This window comes from Thalassotalea atypica (assembly GCF_030295975.1).
GTDB classification, from domain to species: Bacteria; Pseudomonadota; Gammaproteobacteria; order Enterobacterales; family Alteromonadaceae; genus Thalassotalea_F; species Thalassotalea_F atypica.
Window position 1 is genome coordinate 4,355,358 of record NZ_AP027364.1, and the last position, 23,458, is coordinate 4,378,815.

General features: G+C 40.1%; 20 protein-coding genes. 5 read left to right on the forward strand and 15 right to left on the reverse strand.

The genetic code is table 11. The features are described from left to right. The first annotated feature begins 15 nt into the window (after window positions 1-15). The 4 genes from QUE03_RS19490 (at window position 16) to QUE03_RS19505 (ending at window position 8,304) form a co-directional block, all read left to right on the forward strand. Window positions 16-177 (forward strand): hypothetical protein, encoded by a 162-nt coding sequence (locus QUE03_RS19490; protein WP_286263783.1) that lies wholly within the window; start codon window positions 16-18, stop codon window positions 175-177. 175 nt (window positions 178-352) lie between these two features. Further along, window positions 353-1,084 carry an SDR family oxidoreductase gene (locus QUE03_RS19495; protein ID WP_286263785.1) on the forward strand — a complete coding sequence of 244 codons (732 nt, stop codon included), beginning with the start codon at window positions 353-355 and terminating at the stop codon, window positions 1,082-1,084. Between the two features lie 254 nt (window positions 1,085-1,338). After that, the gene (locus tag QUE03_RS19500) at window positions 1,339-7,185 is read left to right on the forward strand and encodes a response regulator (protein WP_286263787.1); all 5,847 of its coding nucleotides are present in this window, start codon (window positions 1,339-1,341) and stop codon (window positions 7,183-7,185) included. 30 nt (window positions 7,186-7,215) lie between these two features. Further along, window positions 7,216-8,304, forward strand: a complete 1,089-nt coding sequence (locus tag QUE03_RS19505; RefSeq protein WP_286263789.1) for a response regulator — start codon at window positions 7,216-7,218, stop codon at window positions 8,302-8,304. Between the two features lie 180 nt (window positions 8,305-8,484). Here QUE03_RS19505 and glmS read toward each other — a convergent pair whose 3' ends face one another. Together glmS and QUE03_RS19515 are read right to left on the reverse strand one after the other, a co-directional pair. Next, window positions 8,485-10,317, reverse strand: coding sequence for a glutamine--fructose-6-phosphate transaminase (isomerizing) (glmS, locus tag QUE03_RS19510; RefSeq protein ID WP_286263790.1), 1,833 nt, complete (start codon window positions 10,315-10,317; stop codon window positions 8,485-8,487). A gap of 9 nt (window positions 10,318-10,326) precedes the next feature. Then, window positions 10,327-11,094, reverse strand: coding sequence for a DeoR/GlpR family DNA-binding transcription regulator (locus QUE03_RS19515; protein ID WP_286263792.1), 768 nt, complete (start codon window positions 11,092-11,094; stop codon window positions 10,327-10,329). A 156-nt stretch (window positions 11,095-11,250) separates the two neighbouring features. On the opposite strand from QUE03_RS19515, the gene QUE03_RS19520 reads away from it, so the two are divergent. Then, entirely contained in the window at window positions 11,251-12,402 is a 1,152-nt protein-coding gene (locus QUE03_RS19520; RefSeq protein WP_286263794.1) for a murein transglycosylase domain-containing protein, read from the forward strand. 57 nt (window positions 12,403-12,459) lie between these two features. Here the strand turns inward: QUE03_RS19520 and glmU are convergent, their stop codons facing one another. The 13 genes from glmU to rsmG form a co-directional block, all read right to left on the reverse strand. Beyond that, entirely contained in the window at window positions 12,460-13,821 is a 1,362-nt protein-coding gene (glmU, locus tag QUE03_RS19525) for a bifunctional UDP-N-acetylglucosamine diphosphorylase/glucosamine-1-phosphate N-acetyltransferase GlmU (RefSeq protein WP_286263795.1), read from the reverse strand. A 151-nt stretch (window positions 13,822-13,972) separates the two neighbouring features. Further along, window positions 13,973-14,392 carry a F0F1 ATP synthase subunit epsilon gene (locus QUE03_RS19530; protein WP_286263797.1) on the reverse strand — a complete coding sequence of 140 codons (420 nt, stop codon included), beginning with the start codon at window positions 14,390-14,392 and terminating at the stop codon, window positions 13,973-13,975. A 63-nt stretch (window positions 14,393-14,455) separates the two neighbouring features. Beyond that, window positions 14,456-15,841 (reverse strand): F0F1 ATP synthase subunit beta, encoded by a 1,386-nt coding sequence (atpD, locus tag QUE03_RS19535; protein ID WP_286263799.1) that lies wholly within the window; start codon window positions 15,839-15,841, stop codon window positions 14,456-14,458. Between the two features lie 29 nt (window positions 15,842-15,870). Further along, window positions 15,871-16,731 (reverse strand): F0F1 ATP synthase subunit gamma, encoded by an 861-nt coding sequence (atpG, locus tag QUE03_RS19540; RefSeq protein WP_286263802.1) that lies wholly within the window; start codon window positions 16,729-16,731, stop codon window positions 15,871-15,873. A gap of 28 nt (window positions 16,732-16,759) precedes the next feature. Further along, window positions 16,760-18,301: a F0F1 ATP synthase subunit alpha gene (gene atpA, locus QUE03_RS19545; RefSeq protein ID WP_286263803.1), complete on the reverse strand. Its 1,542-nt coding sequence runs from the start codon at window positions 18,299-18,301 to the stop codon at window positions 16,760-16,762. Window positions 18,302-18,315: 14 nt separating this feature from the next. Further along, window positions 18,316-18,849 (reverse strand): F0F1 ATP synthase subunit delta, encoded by a 534-nt coding sequence (gene atpH, locus QUE03_RS19550; RefSeq protein WP_286263805.1) that lies wholly within the window; start codon window positions 18,847-18,849, stop codon window positions 18,316-18,318. Window positions 18,850-18,862: 13 nt separating this feature from the next. Further along, window positions 18,863-19,333 (reverse strand): F0F1 ATP synthase subunit B, encoded by a 471-nt coding sequence (gene atpF / locus QUE03_RS19555; protein ID WP_286263807.1) that lies wholly within the window; start codon window positions 19,331-19,333, stop codon window positions 18,863-18,865. 48 nt (window positions 19,334-19,381) lie between these two features. Next, window positions 19,382-19,603, reverse strand: coding sequence for a F0F1 ATP synthase subunit C (gene atpE / locus QUE03_RS19560; RefSeq protein WP_089153031.1), 222 nt, complete (start codon window positions 19,601-19,603; stop codon window positions 19,382-19,384). Between the two features lie 117 nt (window positions 19,604-19,720). After that, on the reverse strand, window positions 19,721-20,512 hold the full coding sequence (gene atpB / locus QUE03_RS19565) for a F0F1 ATP synthase subunit A (RefSeq protein ID WP_286263809.1): 792 nt from the start codon (window positions 20,510-20,512) through the stop codon (window positions 19,721-19,723). A 12-nt stretch (window positions 20,513-20,524) separates the two neighbouring features. Further along, window positions 20,525-20,917, reverse strand: a complete 393-nt coding sequence (locus tag QUE03_RS19570; RefSeq protein WP_286263811.1) for an ATP synthase subunit I — start codon at window positions 20,915-20,917, stop codon at window positions 20,525-20,527. 194 nt (window positions 20,918-21,111) lie between these two features. After that, on the reverse strand, window positions 21,112-21,987 hold the full coding sequence (locus QUE03_RS19575; protein ID WP_286263812.1) for a ParB/RepB/Spo0J family partition protein: 876 nt from the start codon (window positions 21,985-21,987) through the stop codon (window positions 21,112-21,114). Between the two features lie 18 nt (window positions 21,988-22,005). Continuing rightward, window positions 22,006-22,806: a ParA family protein gene (locus tag QUE03_RS19580; protein ID WP_286263814.1), complete on the reverse strand. Its 801-nt coding sequence runs from the start codon at window positions 22,804-22,806 to the stop codon at window positions 22,006-22,008. Between the two features lie 15 nt (window positions 22,807-22,821). After that, a complete protein-coding gene (gene rsmG, locus QUE03_RS19585; RefSeq protein ID WP_286263817.1) occupies window positions 22,822-23,448 on the reverse strand; it encodes a 16S rRNA (guanine(527)-N(7))-methyltransferase RsmG in 627 nt (208 codons plus the stop codon). Window positions 23,449-23,458: the final 10 nt, after the last annotated feature.

Below are 23,458 nucleotides of genomic sequence, written 5' to 3' on the forward strand. Positions count from 1 at the left end.
CCATAGGAACGTTTTATGAAAGACATGTCCATCAATCTAAACGAATATGTAGAGAACACTGAACATGAAGATATTACGTTTCTTTATGATAAAAATAATGAAAAAGCAGAGTCATTAACATTCAAGAAGTTACCATCAGAGTTAGATGAGGATTGCTTTGTGTTGGGCTATAACTAGTAAAAATCCGAACACAGTTCAGCCCGTTTTTTAACGGGCTGATTGATAATTAGATGCTATAAAGTCAAATAAGGTATTTAAGAAACATAAAATTTCGTATAACGTCCTAACCTCTCCACAGATAATTATTAACGTATGATCTCATGCCAAATCCAATGGCCACAAAGGGAATAACATGAATAAAGTCGTAATCGTCACTGGCGGTAGTAGAGGTATAGGCGCTGCCACCTGTAAACTACTCGCAAAAAATGGGTATGCAGTTTGTGTCAATTACAAATCAAATAAAGTCCAAGCAGATCTTGTGGTACAAGAGATTAGAGAACTTGGTGGGCAAGCGTTTTCGTACCAAGCAGATGTATCAAACGAAGCAGATGTAACCGCGCTGTTTGAAGCCGTTCAAACTACATTAGGACCAGTGACACATTTAGTGAACAACGCCGGCATACTACGCCAGCAAGCTTCATTATTAGAAATAGACACTGAACGATTTAATGATGTGTTGATTACAAACACAACAAGCTGCTTTATCTGTTGTAAGGCAGCGATAAGGTCAATGGGCAAAGGGTGCGCCATTGTTAATGTCTCTTCCGCAGCCTCAAAAACAGGAAGCCCATTTGAATACATCGACTATGCCACGTCAAAAGGGGCAATGGATACCTTGACCATTGGCTTATCAAAAGAAGTAGCGGCACAAGGTATTCGCGTGAATGGGGTTAGACCTGGCTGTATTTATACTGATATTCATGCCGATGGTGGTGAACCTGGCAGAGTTGACCGATTGTCACCTAACATTCCATTGCAACGCGGCGGAACACCTGAAGAAGTAGCCCATGCAATTGTATGGTTACTGTCAGACGAAGCGTCTTATGTAACAGGATCTTTTATCGATTTAGCTGGCGGTAATTAGTGTACCAAAATGATAACTTGGCACTGCTCGGTTAATTATTACTGAATGAAAAAGCAGTCGTAAAGCGGCTGTATTCTACACAAATCACACTAACTCTATTTCGCCAACGATATGATTGCTCTCTGAATTGACCAGACAAATGAAGCTTATTGTATTAATATCTTATTTAACAAAAAAATTACAAAAATTACGCATGTGTTACTTATGCTAATTTATATGAATTGAATTTATAGAATCCCTCTATAAGAGCTATTATGACCTCAAAAATTAAAGTTTATTTCAACATAATTTTACTGACTACTCTGTTTCTTTTTGCTTCGCTTTCAACGCAGAGCTTGGCTCAACACTCGTCAACAAATGATCAAAGCGAACAGGTCAGCAAGCTATCTTTAAAACAGCTACAAGAATTGGCCATTGAGCTGAGATATTACGACGAAATATTAACCTCTTCGGTTTTAAGTTACGCCTTTTCAGGTGATCAAAAATGGCTTGATAGGTATAACGAATATGAGCCAAAGATTACTCAATTAATCGATGCCTTATTGGAAAAAAAACAAGGGGTAGATACTGAGCTACTTTCACAGCTTAATGAGGTCAATAACACTCTTGTATCTCTTGAGGTTGAGGCAATACTAGCTGTTAAGCGGAATCATAAAGAAACTGCGATGAACATTATTAATAGTAATGAATATCGACAGAATAAAACGGCATATATGTCATTACTAATGGAATATATCCGGCAGGTAGAAAAGCTTGGGCAGTATAATAGAACGGAGCCTGTTGAAAATAACCCCCTTGCTTTTACTACTGAGGAACTAAATTGGATAGCAAATAATAAAGTTGTGATCGGTATAGAACATTGGCCACCTATATTATTTATGCAAGACAATAATATGCCCGGTGGTTTAAGTGGTGAAATTCTTAGTCAGATCGTAGCCAAATCTGGCCTACAAGTAGAATTTGTAACAGGCAGCTGGGAATATTTACTCGAGCAATTTAATGCAGGTGAAATTGACCTACTGCCAGACGCCTACTATAAAGAAGATCGCGAAGAATATGGCTATTTTTCTTCACCTTATTTTATGGTGAGAGAACTATTTTATGTAAAAACTCGGAACACTCAATTTCAATCGAACACAGATTTAACTAATGCCACTGTCGCCATTTCATCTGGTTACACAACAATTGATAAAGTCAAAGCACTTTATCCTGATATCAATATAGTCGAAACAACAGGTATCGAGCACTCAATAAAGTTATTACTTAGTAGCAAGGTTGATGCGCTGTTAGATGCTCAAATTGTTGTTGAAGATTTGATAAGGCAAAAGAATATAGAAGAGCTTCGTGCTATTGATGAAGATGCTGTTTTTCCATCTTCACTGCACTTATACACCAGTAAGCACAAACAGGTTCTCCACAGTATTTTGATCAAAGGTTTAGACTCGATCAAAGCCAGTGATTTGATGAACTCAAACAATGATTGGTTATCCTCACGCAACCAAGCATTGGACAATAGCATTAGGACAGGCTATGAATTATCGGATCTTATCTGGCTTGTTCTTGGCGTTGTTGGTGGATTAGTGATGCTGGGCTTTTTGATCAGTTCTTTGGTATTAAAAACCAATGAAGAAGAGCTTGTCGCGAGATTCAGCTCAACCAGTTTCAAAATGAAGGTTGTTTCTGGGTTGATTGTGTTGTCTATTCTGCTTGTTGTTATCACATATTTGGTAGAAAACTATGCAGAGAAACGTCAATTTGAATCAATTGATTACAGTTTAGAAACATTGCTGACAACAACTCATCAACGACTACAAACATGGAAAAGATATGAACTTCAAGGTCTTGAGCAAGTCGGTAAAAATAAAGAATTAGTTGATTTAGTCAAAAGACTACTAGTTATTCCTGAAAACCAACAAGCGCTGCAACAAGCCCCTATTCAATCGCAAATTCGTAAGTTTTTCCAAGAACAAAAAGGCACCCAAGAAGATGTAGGTTTTTTTGTTATTTCCCCAAATAAAGTTAGCTTGTCGTCAATGCGTGACAACAATATAGGTACGGAGAATATTATATATCAAGCTCAACCTGAACGGCTTAAACAAGTCTTTGAAGGCAAGAGTATATTTATACCGCCAATACGTTCAGATGTTTACTTAGAGGACAGCAATACGGGCTACGAATCACTTAAACCACCAACAATGTTCTTTGCTGCCCCCGTAATTGATGCTAAAGGCGAGGTTATTGCCGTAATCACTAAACGCATTAATTTTGACGGTGTGTTTTCCTCCATTTTATCTGCTGGCTTTATTGGCAGAAGTGGAGAAACTTATGCCATCGATAGGAATGGACTCTTGTTATCGAATATTCGTTTTGAAGACGATTTAAGAAAAATAGGTTATTTGCCTGAAAGTACAAACTCTTCACTAAACATTAGCATTTCAGATCCCGGTAAAAACTTACTTAATGTGCCCGGTAAGACAGTACAAAACAATGATTGGCCGTTAACTTTAATGGCTAGCAGCATTAGTCAAGGCAAGTCAGGAAAAAATATTGAAGGTTATCGTGACTATCGAGGCGTTGACGTCATTGGTCACTGGCTATGGGATGAAGATCTAGGATTAGGCTTAGCAGCAGAGCTTGATGTAGAGGAGTCATTAGAAGTACTGACCATATTTAGATACACCATAGCGTCTGTGCTATTAGTCTCATTGATGCTTGTTTTTGGCGGCACCTTATTCACCCTAAAAATAGGCACTAGAGCGACACAAGCATTGACTAGATCTAGAACTGAATTAGAAAGTTTGGTGAATGAACGAACTCAAGCTTTAGAAGCTAACATGAAGCGTACACGGTCAATTATTGATAACGCTTCCGACGGCATCATAGTGGTTAACAGAGAGGGGAGAATTTTAGAGTTTAGCCCTTCAGCTGAAACTATTTTTGGATATTCCATCAGTGACATTGTTAATAAAAACATAAAAATGTTAATGAATTTCAGCTTTCATCAAGCCTACATTGAAAGTCAAAATAGTGGAGCGAACAAACATACATTTGATGATCTCATTGGCTTTAAAAGTGATAAAGAACTTGTTGAAATAGAAGTCGCGGTTAGTGATGCCATTATTGACAATGAAAGAATATATACTGGCATTGTTCGTGATTCCTCGTTGCGCAAGCAGGCAGAACGAGCGCTACAAAAAGAAAAGCTCAAAACGGATAAAGCTGCACAATCTTTAGCGAGACAAATACAATTTCAGCAAATTTTAATGGATAGTGTACCAATTCCACTATTTTACAAGGATGCACAAGCAAAATTCCAAGGCTTCAATAAAGCATATGAAGAAACATTTGGTGTTAATTCAGAAGACTTAATTAACTTAAGAGTTACTGATTTAACTTATTTACCAGAAGAAGATCGCGTTAACTATCAAGCAGAAGATGAAAGGGTAATCGCCGAACAGACAACTATAAAGAAAGAAATGAAAATCCCTTTCGCCGATGGCAAAATTCACGACACCTTATATTGGGTCAGCGGGTTTAAAGATAACAAAGGTAACCCAGCAGGTTTAGTGGGCAATTTTATTGATATCAGCAATGAAAAAGAAAATGCCAGAGAGCTTGAAATTGCTGTTAAATCTGCAGATGAAGCAAACCAAGCTAAAGCTGACTTTCTGGCCAATATGAGCCATGAAATACGTACTCCAATGAATGCAATCATTGGCATGAGCTACCTTGCATTGCAAACTGACCTCAACAGAAAACAACTTGACTATGTAAACAAAATACATATGTCAGCGAATTCTTTATTAGGCATTATCAATGACATTCTTGATTTTTCTAAAATTGAAGCAGGCAAGTTAGCATTAGAAGAAATTCCGTTTAACTTGAACGACTGTATCGATCATTTAGTCCAAATCATTTCACATAAAAGCCAGCAAAAAGAGCTTGAATTGCTCATCGATTTAGACCCCGAATTACCGACTCACTTGCTCGGAGATCCCCTAAGGTTAGGACAAATATTAATTAACCTGACAAATAATTCAATCAAGTTTACCGAAGAAGGCGAAATCATCGTCAAGGCCGCGCTACTTGAACAAAATGCTGATCGAGTTGTTATTCAGTTCTCGGTTTTTGACACAGGGATTGGCATGAACCAAGAACAGCAAAATCGACTGTTTCAATCATTTAGTCAAGCCGATGCGTCAACAACTCGTAAGTATGGTGGCACAGGGTTAGGTTTAACGATCAGTAAAACTCTCACGCAAATGATGAATGGTGATATTTGGGTTGAGAGTGAAGAAGGCAAGGGTAGCCAATTTCACTTTACTGCTGAATTTGGCCTGTCTGACGGTATGGAATCTAATAACAATGCATCTGCTAGTAGCTTAATCAATTTACCTGTACTTATCGTTGATGACAGCTTAGCAGCAGGCGAAATTTTATTTAATTTATGTGAAAGCCAAGGCTTTATTCCTGAAGTTGTTATATCAGGTGTAGAAGCATTGGAAAAAATGAAGGTGGCTGAACAGAAAGGGCATCCTTTTAAACTAGTGTTAGCTGATTGGAAAATGCCCGGCATGGATGGCATAGAGTTATGTAAGCAAATGACCAGCCATGCTGAAATTGTCCATAAACCAGTGTATGTGATGGTAACCGCTTACGATCGTGATGACATGCTGAAAAAAGCACATGATATTAACTTATCCGCCTCAATAACCAAGCCTGTAAGCGCCTCGACGTTACTCGATACGGTAATGCAAGTCATGGGCGAGGGTGTTCATAATATAAAGCCAAATATGCAGAGTAAATTAGATGTATCGACAACAGCAAGCATTGCTAGCGCTAAAATATTATTGGTAGAAGACAATGAAATAAACCAACAAATTGCACAAGAATTATTAACTATGGCTGGGCTAGAAGTAACGACAGCTTGGAATGGTCAAGAAGCCATAGAAAAAATTAACAACGATAATTTTGATGCCGTGCTAATGGATATTCAAATGCCAGTTATGGATGGATATACGGCAACACAAGAAATTAGGAAAAACCCAAATTTTGATACCTTGCCTATTATTGCGATGACCGCTAATGCCATGGCTGGCGACAAAGAAAAGTGCCTTGAAGCAGGAATGAACGACCACTTACCTAAGCCGATAGATCCACAGTTAGTATTTGCTACCCTAGCGCAATATATAAAGCCTACCAGCATAGAAATATATCAGACACCAGTGGATCAACAAACTATGGCTGAAATATCTTTACCCGGTTTTGATGTAGATATGGCACTAACGCGTATGGGCGGCAATATGAAAGCATTGGTCAGCACACTTAAAAAAATTGTCATATCGCAGCGAGATACATTAATCCGAGTAGAAACAGCAATAAAACACAACGATATTCAAACAGCTATTATTGCAATACATTCCTTAAAGGGGATTGCAGGGAATATAGGTGCAAACTTTATTTTGGCGCCTGCTGAGCAACTAGAGCAACTGTTACAGGCAGAGCAAGAATCTGGAACAATAACGCAGAATGAAGAAATTACGCTACTTATAAATAAGTGTGAGCCATTATTACAGCAAATGATTGGTACAATCGAAACAGGGTTAGCAGCAATGCATGATGAAAAAACAACTCTCGTCTTCGATGCGCAAAAAGTAAAAAAACTAATGGATAAGTTGGCCCAGCAAATTGACTTTTTTGACAGTTCTGCGATTGATACCATGGATGAATTACTCGCAATATTGGGAGATAACAAGATAATTACTGCTTCAGCTTTGACACAAAAATTGGCTGGCTTTGATTTTAGTGAAGCTGAACTATTGCTCACTGATTTCGTCAAAGAAGTAGAATTATATTGTCAGTCTGCAAGTACGCCTTCAATTGACGACCCAACATTAATTGAAAAACTAACAATATTATTGACTCAGATTGATATGTTTGACGCTACAGCTGTTGACACAATTGATGAACTGTTGGAGATGAATTTCGACTCAGCCGTGCACAACACCCTATCAGCCATACATAGCAGCTTAAGTCTGTATGATTTTTCTGCTGGAGAGGAACAAGTAAAAGCGCTACTTTTAACACTGGAAAATAAGTAGCGCTAATAAATATATATTAAGGAGAAATAAATGGCTGTCAGTCAAAAAGCTACAATATTAGTGGTCGACGATACTTTAGAAAATATTGAGGTTGCTAAAGGAGTATTGTCTCAAGAGTATTTAGTACAAGCAGCATTAAACGGAGAAATAGCGCTAAAGATAGTAGAAAAGCGTAAGCCTGATTTAGTTTTACTAGATATTATGATGCCAGAAATGGATGGCTACGAAGTTTGCAAAAAATTAAAAGCCAATGAGGCGACTAAAGATATTCCTATAATATTTTTAACCGCAAAAGTGCAAGAAGAAGATGAAACAAAAGGACTATCATTAGGTGCCGTTGATTATATAACAAAACCGATCAGCCCAGCGATTTTAAAAGAGCGTGTAAAGAATCATCTGATTTTAAAAGCTTCTCGTGAATTATTAGCTAGACAAAATGAAGTGTTAGAAGAACGTGTTATAGAGCGTACGGCTCAATTAGCTGAACTTCAAGATGTTGCGATGGTGGCTATGGGCGCGTTGGCAGAATCACGTGACCCTGAAACAGGTAATCACATAAGACGCACACAGCATTATGTTAAAGCACTAGCAATAGAGTTAGCCCAAAAAGACAAGTATGTTGAGCTTCTTACGCCAGAGGTTATTACTTCGTTATTTAAATCAGCACCGTTACACGACATAGGCAAAGTCGGTATTGAAGACAGTATTTTATTAAAACCAGGTAAGTTAACCGATGATGAATTTGCCGAAATGAGAAATCACCCAGCATATGGTCGAGATGCAATTTCCGCTGCTGAAACATCAATAGACAGTGCTGACAACTTCCTCATTTTTGCTAAAGAGATAGCTTATTCTCATCACGAAAAATGGGACGGTACGGGGTATCCACAAAAACTTAGTGGCGACGATATTCCATTATCTGCCCGATTAATGGCCATAGCTGATGTTTATGATGCTCTTATTTCCAAACGCGTATATAAACCTGCTTTCTCTCATGAAAAAGCGATGGATATAATTATTGCTGGCAAGGGTAGTCATTTTGATCCAGAGATGATCGACTGCTTAGAAAACATTGCCGATAAATTCAATCACATTGCTCAGCAATATGCCGATGAATAAGATTAACACGGCACTGTTATTCGTTATCTAATTTAAGGATAACATTATATACAATCAGGATTTAACAGGGTTGTATATTACAAAGTTCAAAAAAAAGCCCCTGCTTTCTTACGCAAGGGCTTTTCTATTTTGATTGACTTTTAATCTTTATGTAAGCACCTTAACGATACAAACACTATACTACTCAACAGTGACTGATTTCGCCAAATTTCTAGGCTGGTCTACATCGGTGCCTTTAATGATGGCGACATAGTAAGAAAGTAACTGCAATGGCAGGGTGTATACGATTGGTGCAATGATATCATCACAATGTGGTACGTTGATAACTTTCATAGTGTCATCACTGTCAAAGCTTGCACCTTCTTCTGCAAACACATACATCAAGCCACCACGTGCGCGCACTTCCTCGACATTCGATTTTAATTTCTCAATTAAGTCGTTTTTCGGCGCGACGACAATAACAGGCATCTCAGCATCAATTAACGCAAGCGGGCCATGTTTAAGCTCACCCGCGGCATAAGCCTCTGCATGAATGTAAGAAATTTCTTTTAACTTTAATGCACCTTCCATTGCGATCGGGTATTGATCACCACGCCCTAAAAACAACGAGTGATTTTTATCCGCAAAATCTTCAGCCAATGCTTCAATTTCACCAGCGAGCGCAAACGTTTCTTCTACTTTGTTCGGCAGTGTTGCTAGCGCATGTGCCATCGCAGATTGGGCTTCGCTAGACATACCGTGATGCTTACCTAAGGCCAACGTCATCATCATTAAACCGACTAATTGAGTGGTAAACGCTTTGGTAGAAGCCACGCCTATTTCCGCGCCCGCTTTGGTCATAAAGGCTAAATCTGATTCACGAACTAAGGAAGAGCCGGGCACATTACATATCGTTAAACTGGCGCGATAACCCGACTCTTTTGCCAATCGTAAAGCCGCTAGCGTATCAGCAGTTTCTCCTGATTGAGAAATAGTCACGATCATCGCATTTTTAGGGACATGAGATTTTCGATACCTAAACTCACTAGCAATTTCGACATTACAGGAAACCCCAGCATGTGCTTCTATCCAGTAACGGGCTACCATGCCAGAATGATAGCTAGTACCACAGGCAATGATCTGAACATGCTCAATGTCTTTAAATATGTCATCAGCACCAGCGCCAAACGTTGAAGTTTCAAGCTGTCCGGCAACTAATCGTCCTTCTAAACTGTTTCTGATCGCCGTCGGTTGTTCGTAAATTTCTTTGAGCATGTAATGACGATATTCACCTTTATCACCTGCTTCATGGCTAACGTCTGACTCTTTCGCTTCACGCACGACAGGATTGCCATCAAGGTCAAAGATAGAAACATCAAAACGCGTGACCTCAGCAACGTCACCTTCTTCTAAGAATGAAAATTTACGTGTAACGGGCAACAACGCCATCATGTCTGAAGCGATAAAGTTCTCGCCTAAGCCATAGCCAACCACTAATGGACTTCCTGAACGTGCCACCACCATTCGCTCTGGGTCTTGTCGGTCTACAATCACCGTGCCGTAGGCCCCATCCAGTTGCTTTACAGAGGTTTGCACAGCAGCAATCAGGCTATCGTGAGATTTAAGTTCGTGATGTACTAAATGAGCGATGACTTCAGTATCGGTTTCCGACACAAAACTATAGCCAAGTGCTTTTAATTTGGCGCGAAGTTCTTCATGATTCTCAATTATTCCATTGTGAACTACAGCAATTGAGTCAGATGAAATATGCGGATGTGCATTATTTTCACTGGGTACACCATGAGTGGCCCAACGTGTATGTGCGATGCCAGTACCACCACTTAATGGTGTAGAGCTTAACGCTGTTGACAACTCTTGTACTTTTCCTAAACGTCTAACACGTTGCAATTGATTATCATTACCAATAATTGCTACGCCAGCAGAGTCGTAACCTCTATATTCAAGCCTTTTCAATCCTTCTACTAAAATATCTGCTACGTCGCGCTGTGCTACCGCACCTACTATGCCACACATAATGTCTTCCTATTTAATTGATGCGCAAATGACATTTACGCCTTGTAATGTTAATTCTTGTTTTACTTGATCTGATAAACCGTCATCGGTTATCAAGGTATGAACTTGTTGCCACGCTAGCTCCAAGTTCGGAATTTTTCTTCCTATCTTTTCTGACTCAACTAACACAACCACTTCTCTGGCCACTTCCGCCATCACTTGGCTTAAACCAATGAGCTCATTAAACGTAGTTGTACCCCGATTGATATCAATGCCATCAGCACCAATAAAAAGCTGGTCAAAGTCATATGACTTGATCACTTGCTCGGCAACTTGTCCTTGAAATGACTCCGAAGTTGGATCCCATGTGCCACCAGTCATCAATATCGTTGGTTCATTTTCTAGTTCATTCAAACGGTTTGCGACTGAAAGTGCATTGGTCATTACGACTAACCCTTTCTTATCCGTTAATAGCTCTACAATCGCAGAGGTAGTTCTACCGCTATCGATAATAATTCTGTTGTGATCTTTAATAAGAGACGCTGCTTTATTGGCGATTGCTTGCTTTCGTTTTGAAACGTCTTTGCTTTTAGGTTCGATAATTTCTTTCGGTAGGGGAATTGCACCACCATATTTACGAAGTAGTAGGCCACTTTTTTCTAATGCCGCTAGGTCTTTTCTAATGGTAACTTCGGATGTTTCAAAACGCTTTGCTAATTGATCAACACTGACTTCACCGGCAATATTTAGCTCAGTGATAATGGTATGACGGCGTTGTTGAGTGTTTCGTTTTGACATATTGCTTGCTTTAAGTTTCGATTCGAAAGATATTATAGTTTCAAATGAAATTTATCAAGCCCTTTTTTATTGGCTTGATTTTATTATGAACATCAAGCTGGCTTTTTTACTCATGCCAAGGTACATATAACCAAAGTAGTATGAGAGCTGCCCGCTATGAAACCCTTTTTTATATTAATTGCTTTGATTTGTCTTTCAAGTTGTAAAAGCATTCCTAAACTGGACTCAATTAACGAAGTGGAAAAGCTCGTTAAACAGGTCAAGGACGCACCGCACGATATTGTTGGCATTAACAAACAAGTGCACAAAACCGAAAAAACCATTAATCAAGAGTTGGCGTCTGTTGATCACCTAATGACTACATTGATTCAGATAATCAATCAAAAATGGGGCAAGGATAATCGTCAAACGCCTGAGAGAAAGAAATACGTAAAATATAGTAATGATTATCAGGCAAGGGCTATTGTCGACTTTACTCGTAATTGGGTTACCGTAGAGACTATTGCCAAAAAAAATCCCAAAGGCTTACTTGCTAAAGCAATATCCACCACACTACTAACCTCAAGTGACCCGAGAAAAACCGATATATTCTCCAGTAAAGCGCCGATACTGGGTGACGAACCTTTTCTCTACCAACAAGTGTTGGATCAAGACAAAAACGCGATTAGATATCAATGGAGAGCAGAACGCTACGCCAAATATTTAATAGCCAATCAGCTAGAAAAGTCAAAATTAAATAATAGGCTTATTCATTCGGTAAAGTTTCCATTAGTGGATAACAATCTGCACTTAAGAAAACAAAAATACAGTGAGTTCGTCCTTGCGTCAGCTAGAAAATATCAAGTTCCAGCTTCGCTGATTTACGGTGTGATTGAAACAGAGAGTAGCTTTAACCCATACGCAGTTAGTGCCGCAAACGCCTACGGGTTAATGCAAGTTGTGCCATCTACTGCAGGTAAGGATGTGTATCAAAAAATAAAGAAAAAAGCGGGGCAGCCAAGTAAGCAGGTTTTGTTCGATCCTAAGCAAAATATTGATATTGGTAGTGCATATTTAAACATATTAAAAACGAATTACTTGGCCAAAGTGAATCAACAGCAAAGCAAACATTTTGCAACGATTTCTGCGTACAATGGCGGCGCAGGAAATGTGTTGCGCACATTCGGTACGAATAGAGAGCTGGCGTTTTCACGTATTAATCAATTGAATGCGCAAGAAGTTTACCGCAAACTAACCAAGGAGCATCCGAAACTTGAATCTCGCCGTTATTTAGAAAAAGTAACCAAAGCGGAAAAACGCTACCAATAAAGAGTTAAAAATGGCGACAGAATAAGTCGCCTTTCAATAAATTTACAAAACAATGACTCAGCTATTCTTGGTTGGGCGCTTCCAGCCACCAATGTTGCGTTGTTTACCGCGAGCTACGCCAAGCTCTTCATCTGCAACGTCTTTGACAATAACAGAGCCTGCCGCAGTAGTGGCCTTTTTACCAATATTAATAGGGGCAACAAGTGACGCGTTGGAGCCTATAAAGGCACCTTCGCCAATAACGGTTTTCGACTTATTCACGCCATCATAGTTGCAAGTAATTGTACCTGCGCCAATATTGGCTTTACTGCCAACCTCTGCATCACCAAGATAAGTCAAATGGCCTGCTTTAGCCCCTTCACCCAATGTTGATTTTTTCATTTCAACAAAGTTACCGACGTGGGCATCTCGTTTTAATTCAGAGCCTGGGCGGATACGGGCAAACGGACCTACAGAAGCAATTTCACCAATAATGGCATCTTCAATAATGCTGTTGGGTTTTATTTCTGCACCTTTGCCAATTTTACAGTTTTTAAGGATGCAATTAGCGCCAATAGTGACGTCATCAGAAAGCTCAACATCCCCTTCGAAAATACAATTGATGTCAATTTTAACTTCCTGACCAACGTGAACGACACCGCGAATATCAATGCGTGCTGGATCTCGCAAACTAGCACCAGCTATCATCAACTCTTCCGCTTGACGCAATTGATAGGCGCGCTCTAGAGCCGCGAGTTGCACGCGGTTATTAGCTCCTTCAACTTCAATTTCTGTTTCAGGGTGCGCTGTAGTGATAGCCATCCCTTCTTGATGCGCCATCGCAATAATGTCAGTAAGGTAATATTCACCTTGGGCATTATCATTTGATAGATTCGACAACCAACGTTTTAGATCTCCACCATTAGCTAATAAAATACCTGTGTTACATTCATTTATTTCTAGCTGCTCTGCTGATGCATCTTTTTGTTCGACAATGCCAACAACCTCTTCATTTTCACGAATAATACGGCCATAACCGGTTGGGTCTTGCAAGTAAACCGTCAACAAAGCCATTCCTTCCACTGGTTTTGCAGCGATAAGGCTCTGTAATGTTGATACTTTAGTTAGAGGCACATCACCGTAAAGTACTAAAACATCTTCATTATCTTTTAAGAATGGTGAAGCTATATCAACGGCATGTCCTGTACCAAGTTGTTCTTTTTGTTCAACAAAGGTTAGATCATCACCTGTTACTTTTGCTTTTAATGTATCGCCGCCAAACCCATAAACTAAGTAGATGTTTTCCGCGCTTACTTGGCGGGCACTATCAACGACGTGCGTAACCATAGGTTTATGGGCAACAGGATGAAGCACTTTAGGCAAAGATGAACGCATGCGAGTACCTTTACCCGCGGCAAGAACGACAACTGACAATGACATGAATAATTCCGATTTACTATGATGTTGATATTGTAACTTTCTTTAGCACATTTTTTCTACGCTAAATAATGGTTAATAAAATTTTGACATAAAAAAACGACCGTTACCTAAGTAATCAGTCGTTTTTCAATCACTAAAACTAAGCGTTAACTTACTTCTTTTTAGAAGCCTGAATAACACGTAGTTGAGCTACAGCACGAGCAAGCTCAGCTGCTGCTTCAGCGTAATTCACATCGCCACCGTGAGCATTTAAGTGCTCTTCTGCGCGAGTTTTAGCTTCTTCAGCTGCTTGTTCATCTAAATCAGCTACACGTGTTGCTACATCAGCTAACACAGTAACGTTATTAGGTTGAACCTCTAACATACCGCCAGAAAGATAAATAATTTCTTCTTCACCGTGTTGCTTAACGATACGTGCCATACCCGGTTTTAGTGAGGTCAGCAAAGGCGCGTGACCAGGCATAACACCTAGCTCACCTTCACTACCAGTGATCTGTAATGATTCAATACGACCAGAAAATAATTCTTCTTCCGCACTTACTACATTTAATTGTACAGTCATTGCTGCCATAGTTTGACCTCCTAATAGACAACTGTTAGCTCAGCAAAGCTAAGCTAAACAGCTATCAGGCTATTACATTGATTTAGCTTTTTCTAGTGCTTCTTCAATTGAGCCAACCATATAGAATGCTTGCTCTGGTAATTCATCGTATTCGCCAGCAAGGATACCTTTAAAGCCACTAATAGTGTCTTTAAGAGATACGTACTTACCTGGAGAACCAGTGAATACTTCAGCAACAAAGAAAGGTTGAGATAAGTAGCGTTGGATCTTACGTGCGCGATCAACGGTTTGCTTATCTTCTTCAGATAACTCATCCATACCTAGAATGGCGATGATATCTTTAAGTTCTTTGTAGCGTTGTAATGTCGATTGAACACCACGAGCCACTTCATAATGCTCAGTACCAACCACTAATGGATCAAGCTGACGTGAAGTTGAATCAAGTGGGTCAATTGCAGGGTAAATACCTTGCGAAGCGATATCACGAGAAAGTACAACTGTTGCATCTAAGTGAGCAAAGGTTGTTGCTGGAGATGGATCGGTCAAGTCATCCGCAGGTACGTATACCGCTTGGATTGAAGTGATTGAACCTTTCTTCGTTGACGTAATACGCTCTTGAAGAACACCCATTTCCTCAGCTAGTGTAGGTTGGTAACCTACCGCTGACGGCATACGACCTAGAAGTGCTGATACTTCAGTACCCGCAAGTGTGTAACGGTAAATGTTATCAACGAAGAAAAGAACGTCACGACCTTCGTCACGGAACTTCTCAGCCATTGTCAAACCAGTCATCGCTACACGAAGACGGTTTCCAGGAGGCTCGTTCATTTGACCGTAAACAAGCGATACTTTATCAAGTACGTTTGAATCGTTCATTTCATGGTAGAAATCATTACCTTCACGTGTACGCTCACCAACACCAGCGAATACTGAGTAACCACTGTGCTCGATTGCGATGTTACGGATAAGTTCCATCATGTTAACGGTTTTACCAACACCAGCACCACCGAATAAACCAACTTTACCACCCTTAGCGAATGGACATACTAAGTCGATTACTTTGATACCAGTTTCTAGCAATTCATTTGACGTTGCTTGCTCAGCATATGCTGGAGCTTCACGGTGAATAGACCATCTTTCTTCTTCACCAATTGGGCCAGCTTCATCAATCGGCTCACCCAATACGTTCATAATACGACCCAAAGTTGCAGTACCTACTGGAACTTGGATGTTATTGCCTGTGTTTTCTACGTTCAGACCACGACGCAAACCGTCAGATGAACCCATAGCGATAGTACGTACTACACCACCACCTAATTGCTGTTGTACTTCTAGTACTAAGCCTGAAAGGTCACCTTCAGTTACATTTAATGCGTCATATACCTGAGGTACAGCATCTTGTGGAAATTCAACATCCACAACTGCGCCAATGATTTGGACGACTTTACCTGTACTCATGTTTATTCCTCTTAAAAATTAAACCTTGCCTATACCGCAGCTGCACCAGCACAAATCTCACTCAACTCTTGAGTAATACTTGCTTGACGCGCTTTGTTATATACCAGTTGTAACTCATCGATTAAGTCACCCGCGTTATCTGTTGCGGCTTTCATCGCAACCATACGAGCAGCTTGTTCACAAGCGAGGTTTTCAACCACACCTTGGAACACTTGAGATTCAGTGTAACGAACTAATAACTGATCAAGTAATACTTGAGCGTCTGGTTCGTACATGTAATCCCATCGATGCTTAATTTCGTCATCGTCTGACTTAGGCAAAGGTAAAAGTTGATCAATAGTTGGTTGTTGCGTCATGGTGTTTACAAACTTGTTGTAAACGACGAACAATCTGTCTATTTCACCGTTGTCATAAGCATTCAGCATCACCTTAACACTACCGATAAGGTCAGTAACTGAAGGGCTATCACCCAAACCTGAGATTTGTGATGTTACGTTTGAGCCTAAGTTGTTAAAAAAGCTAGTGGCTTTTGAGCCTACTATGCCAAATTCAACTTCAGCGCCTTGCGATTGCCATTTACCAGCATCAGCAAGTACTTGTTTAAATAAATTAATATTTAAACCACCACACATACCACGGTCTGTAGAAACAACGATATAGCCTACGCGCTTAGCGTCACGCTCTTCCAAATAAGGATGGCGATATTCTAAATTACCTAGCGCGATGTGACCGATCACATTTCGCATATTTTCAGCGTATGGACGAGAGGCAGCCATAGCATCTTGCGCTTTACGCATTTTACTGGCTGCAACCATTTCCATCGCGCTGGTGATCTTCTGTGTATTTTGTACACTTCCAATCTTCGATTTTATCTCTTTAGCGCCGGACATGACTATTTCTCTCCGAAAAAGTTAACTATTACCAAGTTTGAGTAGACTTGAACGCGTCAAGTGCTTTAACCAAACCTGCTTCGATGTCTTTGTTATAGTCGCCTTTCTCGTTGATAGTAGCCATCAACTCAGCGTGCTCATTGCTAACATAAGAATGTAACGCTTCTTCAAAATCAACAACTTTGTTGATTGCAACATCGTTTAAGTAGCCTTTTTCAGCTGCAAATAACGATACCGCTGTTTCAGCGATAGACAATGGGCTGTATTGCTTTTGCTTCATAAGCTCAGTTACGCGCTCACCGTGCTCTAATTGTGCACGTGTTGCGTCATCTAAGTCAGAAGCGAATTGAGCAAATGCCGCTAATTCAGCGTATTGTGCAAGTGCTAAACGGATACCACCACCAAGTTTCTTGATGATTTTCGTTTGCGCTGCACCACCAACACGAGATACTGAAATACCAGCGTTAACTGCAGGACGAATACCTGAGTTAAATAGGTTAGATTCTAAGAAAATCTGACCATCGGTAATTGAGATTACGTTAGTTGGTACGAATGCTGATACATCACCGGCTTGCGTTTCGATGATAGGTAATGCAGTTAATGAACCTGTTTTACCTTTTACTTCACCGTTAGTGAAACGCTCAACATAGTCTTCGTTTACACGAGCAGCACGCTCTAGTAGACGACTATGAAGATAGAAAACGTCACCTGGGTATGCTTCACGGCCTGGCGGACGACGTAAAAGCAATGAAATTTGACGGTAAGCAACAGCTTGCTTAGACAAATCATCATATACGATTAGTGCATCTTCACCGCGGTCACGGAAGTATTCACCCATTGTACAACCAGAGTACGCAGATAAGTATTGTAGTGCCGCTGCTTCAGAAGCTGATGCAACTACAACGATAGTATTATCTAACGCGCCGTGCTCTTCTAAAGAACGTACTAAGTTAGCAACGGTAGACGCTTTCTGACCGATAGCTACGTATACACACTTAATACCTGTGTTTTTCTGGTTAATAATTGCGTCGAGTGCGATCGCTGATTTACCAATTTGGCGGTCACCGATGATAAGCTCACGCTGACCACGACCGATTGGAATCATTGAATCGATTGATTTGATACCAGTTTGAACTGGCTCATCAACAGATTTACGATCGATAACACCTGGTGCTACAACTTCAACAGGAGCGAAGCCGTCATTTTCAATTGGGCCTTTGCCATCAATTGGTTCACCTAGAGTGTTAACAACACGGCCCAATAAGCCGCGTCCTACTGGTACTTCTAAAATACGACCAGTACCTTTTACTTTTACGCCTTCAGCTAGATCCGCATAAGGACCCATTACAACCGCACCGACCGAGTCACGGTCAAGGTTTAACGCGATAGCGTAGCGGTTGCCAGGAAGTTCGATCATCTCACCTTGCATTACATCAGCAAGACCGTGGATGCGAATAATACCGTCTGTTACAGAAACGATAGTACCTTCGTTACGAGCTTCACTAACTACGTCGAACTGTTCAATACGTTTTTTGATCAGTTCAGCGATTTCAGTGGAATTCAGTTGCATGCTCTGTTCCCCAGTTAAGATTGCATTGTTGTAGCTAAACGGTTCAATTTACCTCTGATTGAACCATCAATAACCATATCACCAGCTCTAATAATTAAGCCTGATACGACATTTACATCTACAATACAATTGAGCTTTACTTTACGTGCCAAGCGCTTTTCAAGCGCGGCGCTTAATGTAGTTTGTTGTTCTGCTGTTAATTCAACGGCAGACGTTACATCCACAGTGACTTCTTTTTCGTATTCAGCTTTTAATTCACTAAATAAAGAAGCAACTTGCGGCAGCACCAACAAGCGTTCATTTTCAGCCATAACTTTAATTAAGTTTTGGCCATTGCTGTCTAGCTGGCTATCACAAACATTCAAGAATAAATCTCGTGCTTGTTCAACCGACGCACCACCTGAAAGGTAGCTTGTCATCGTCTCGTTATTCGAAACTTCAGCAGCAAACACTAGCATTTCATACCAGTTATCTACGGCATTAGCTTCAACAGCATAATCGAACGCTGCTTTAGCATAAGGACGAGCAACGGTTGTCAATTCAGACATAGCTCAGTTCCTCTTAAAGCTCAGCGACTAGTTTATCTAAGATGTCGCTGTGTGCAGCGACATCAATTGAACGCTCAAGAATTTTCTCGGCACCGACTACAGCAAGAGCGGCAACTTGTGCACGAAGCTCTTCTTTAGCGCGATTGCGTTCAGACTCAATTTCTGCGTGACCAGCAGCTAAGATTTTATCTTTCTCAGCATTTGCTTTATCAGCAGCTTCTTCAATCATTTGAGCTTCGCGTTTTTTCGCAGCTTCAATGATTTCCGCAGCTTGTGATTTTGCTTCTTTTAACTGCGCAGTTGCTTTCCCTTGAGCAAGCTCAAGTTCTTTCTCTGCACGGTCTGAAGCAGCAAGGCCATCAGCAATAGTTTTCTGACGATCTTCGATAGCAGCCATAAGTGGCGGCCATACGTATTTCATACAGAAAATTACAAATACGACAAATGCGATTAATTCACCGATTAAGGTTACGTTAATGTTCATTTGTGTACCTCCTAATATCTATTAAATTCGCGGGTTATGTTGAGACTCTTATGCACCAACAGCGAATAATAGGTATAAGCCGATACCAACACCGATCATAGCGATCGCATCGATAAGACCTGCTACGATGAACATTTTCACTTGAAGTTGAGGAGCAAGCTCAGGTTGACGAGCAGCTGATTCCAAGAATTTACCACCTAGTAGACCGAAACCAATCGCAGTACCTAAAGCACCTAAACCGATTAGTAGAGCAACAGCGATATATAACATATTAATCTCCGATTATTTAAAAGTAAGTTATAAAGTTAAAAAAGTAATTCGTTTTGCGGGCGTCCTGCCCTTAACCCTTCGGGCCGGCTAATGCCGTTCTAACTTTTTCCCGAAAAGTTAGTGATCTTCATGCGCCAAGCTCAAGTACACGATGGTTAACATCATGAAAATGAAAGCTTGAAGCGGGATTACTAGCAAGTGGAACGCGGCCCACAAAAAGTGAACTGGTAATTGGAATAAACCAATTGTTGCTATCAAAATAAATATTAACTCACCTGCATATAGGTTACCGAATAAACGTAATGCCAAAGAAACAGGGCGAGCTAATAACGTTACTGACTCCAAGATAAAGTTAACTGGAATGAACGCAGGGTGGTTAAACGGTTGTAATGTTAGTTCTTTTACAAAACCACCTAAACCCTTTATTTTGATTGAATAGAATATGATTAAGAAAAACACACCGAGAGAGAGTGCGAACGTCATATTCATGTCTGTCGTTGGTACAGACTTAATGTATACATGTTCAGGATCAACCCCCATTGCACCACCAATTGCTTGTGCAATCGTAGGGATTAAATCAACAGGAACCCAATCCATTGCGTTCATTAGCAAGATCCACACAAAGATGGTTAATGAAAGCGGAGCAATTAACGAGTTTTTGCCGTGAAATGTTTCTTTAACACTCTTGTCGACAAATTCAACGATCATTTCAACTGCACATTGCAGTTTACCTGGAACGCCTGTTGTTGCTTTTTTCGCCACTGAACGGAAAGTGAGTAGAAAAATCAAGCCCAAGAAGATTGACCAACCCAACGTATCCACGTGGAGTGTCCAAAAGCTTCCTTCACCGACGCTAACTGACCAGTTAGTTAAGTGATGCTTGATATAAGAGCCAGTATCTGCTGCCATCTTGTATCCCAATTATTGTTGATTAAAAGTAAACTTGGTTGCCGCAGCGAACACAATGGGTGACGCTACCGCTAAAATATATGTCATAAAAAATGGTAATAAAGACAGCGTGATAAATTTAAAACACAATGCGAAAAGAATCGCTGTCAATACCATTTTTATTTTCACGCCTTTAAAGAAAGAGTTCATCACTAGTTCAGAAGCGCGAGCTCCTGCATGTCTAAAAGCATACAGCGCAAACACAAAATTAGGGATTATGCCGATGCTGCCACCTGCCAAGGCAGAGTACGCATGACCTAACCCCCAAATAAAATATGTTAATACAGCGGATACTAAAGTAAGGAAAACTGATAAAACCAACTGCTGCCTTGTTAATTTTCTACCGGGCTGTGCGAGTCGATTCAACTTTTATAACCTCAAACGAAAAACTTCGTATCTTCTGCATTCTTTCTAAGAAAAATTGTCATCTTAAAAAATCTCCGCAAGTATACTTAATTGCTGTTAATTTGCAACAAAATAGGGAGTCAAATGCCCTGTTATTGAACGAAATGTCTTTTGTACAGATGAAAGTTTTAAACGCTGGTTACAAATATAGCAATTTAGTTAATTTTTGAAATAATACCGTCTAATTCTTCAAGGTTTGCGTACGAGATTACAAGCTTACCTTTGCCTTTTTTATTATGGCTAATATTCACTTGTGAACCGATACGTTCTGAGAGGTTTTGTTCTAAAGATATCGTATTAGTATCTTTAGTTTTTTCAACTTTTTCTCTTTCTGGTTCTTGTACTTTTTTAACCAGTACTTCTGTTTCTCTGACTGTTAACTCTTTAGCAACGACAGTTCTTGCAGTTGTTGTTTGTAAGTCGTTTTCTAATGCGAGTAGTGCCCGGGCGTGACCCATTTCAATATCGCCATGCTCCAATAAGGTTTTAACATCATCGTTTAAATTATTGAGGCGAAGTAAATTAGTGACGGTAGTACGTGATTTACCAACAGCTTCCGCCACCTCTTGATGCGTTAATTCAAATTCAGTTAACAAACGCTCTAGAGCAATCGCTTCTTCCATAGCGTTTAAGTCTTCACGCTGAATATTCTCAATCAGTGCAATGGCAACGGCAGCTTCATCCGGTACATCTTTAATTAAACAAGGGACAATTGCGATTTCAGCAAGTTGTGCTGCTCTCCAACGGCGTTCTCCTGCAATAATCTCAAAGCTATCTTCAGCAAGTGTGCGTACTACAATTGGCTGTATGATACCTTGAGAACGAATGGAATTAGACAATTCTTCTAATGCATCTGCCGACATATCCTTTCGTGGTTGATATTTACCAGGTTGTAACTGTTCAATAGGAAGTTGCTGCAATTCACCTTTCTGAGCAGGGTTTTCATCAACATTAGTTGACTCTGGTTTTGGGGCTGTAGTTAAAAGGGCGTCTAAACCGCGGCCTAAACCTCTGCGCTTTGAAGGGCTCATAAATTTCCTTGAATAATACTAAGTAACAGGTTGTTTTTTCTTTGCTTTTCTTATCTGTTCATCACGGCGAAGTATCTCACCGGCTAACGCCAAGTATGCTTTAGCGCCCGTAGATGACTTATCATAATACATCACAGGTGCACCAAAACTTGGTGCTTCAGCTAAACGTACATTGCGTGGAATGACTGTGCGATAAACTTTGTCGCCAAAATGACGTTTTAATTGTTCGGATACATCATTGGCCAAGCGATTACGTGGATCGTACATGGTACGTAAGATACCTTCAATTTTTAAATTGTCATTTACCACCGATGTTAGCTTAGATATGGTGTCCATTAACGCCGTTAATCCTTCTAAAGCATAATATTCACATTGCATTGGCACTAACACTGAGTCTGCAGCAGTCATTGCGTTAACGGTCAACATGTTCAATGAAGGAGGGCAATCTATTATGATAAATTCATAGTCATTTCTAATCGGGGCAAGTGCATTTTTAAGCCTCATTTCACGGGCATACACTTCCATTAGTTTGATTTCTGCGGCAGTAACATCTGCATTGGCAGCGATTAAATCATAAACACCATTAGTGTTTTTAACAACAACATCATTAAAGGGTAGTTCTTCAACGAGTAATTCATAACAGGAAGCATGCACGTCATATTTATCGACACCACTGCCCATGGTTGCATTACCTTGAGGATCTAAATCTATCAACAATACTTTGCGTTTTGTTGCCGCTAATGACGCAGCCAAATTGACTGATGTTGTTGTTTTACCTACGCCGCCTTTTTGATTGGCAACAGCAATAATTCGTCCCACAAGATCCCCAAACACTTAGTTAATTTTTTTTAGTTCTATTAAATGTCTATCGCCGTCTAATTCTGGCACCTTAAGACTCACACTGTCTACGACTACTATATCACTTGGCATAGCAGCTATTTCGTCTTTAGGGAATTGTCCTTTTAACGCGAAAAAACGCCCGTTTTCTACTTCTACTAAATGCTTACACCAATTGACCATGTCTTCTAAAGAAGAAAAAGCTCGGCTGAGAACACCATCAAATGGCTGCTCAGGGATATATTGCTCTACACGCGATTGCACAGGCGTTACATTTTTAAGTTTTAGCTGGTAAATCACTTCACGTAAAAATGTGATCCGCTTACCTAAGCTATCTAATAATACAAAATTTCGCTCAGGATACAATATAGATAATGGAATTCCCGGTAAACCAGGACCCGTACCAACGTCAATAAAATTATTACCTTTCAAATAATTACCTACAACTAAACTGTCCATTATATGCTTAACAAGCATATCTTGTGGGTCTCTTACTGAAGTGAGGTTATACGTTTTATTCCATTTATTTAGAAGCTCAACGTATAGTATCAACTGCTCTATTTGCAACGGTAACAGCTCAATATCAGTCTGCGATATAAGCTTTAATAATTTACTTTGTAACATTCATGAACTC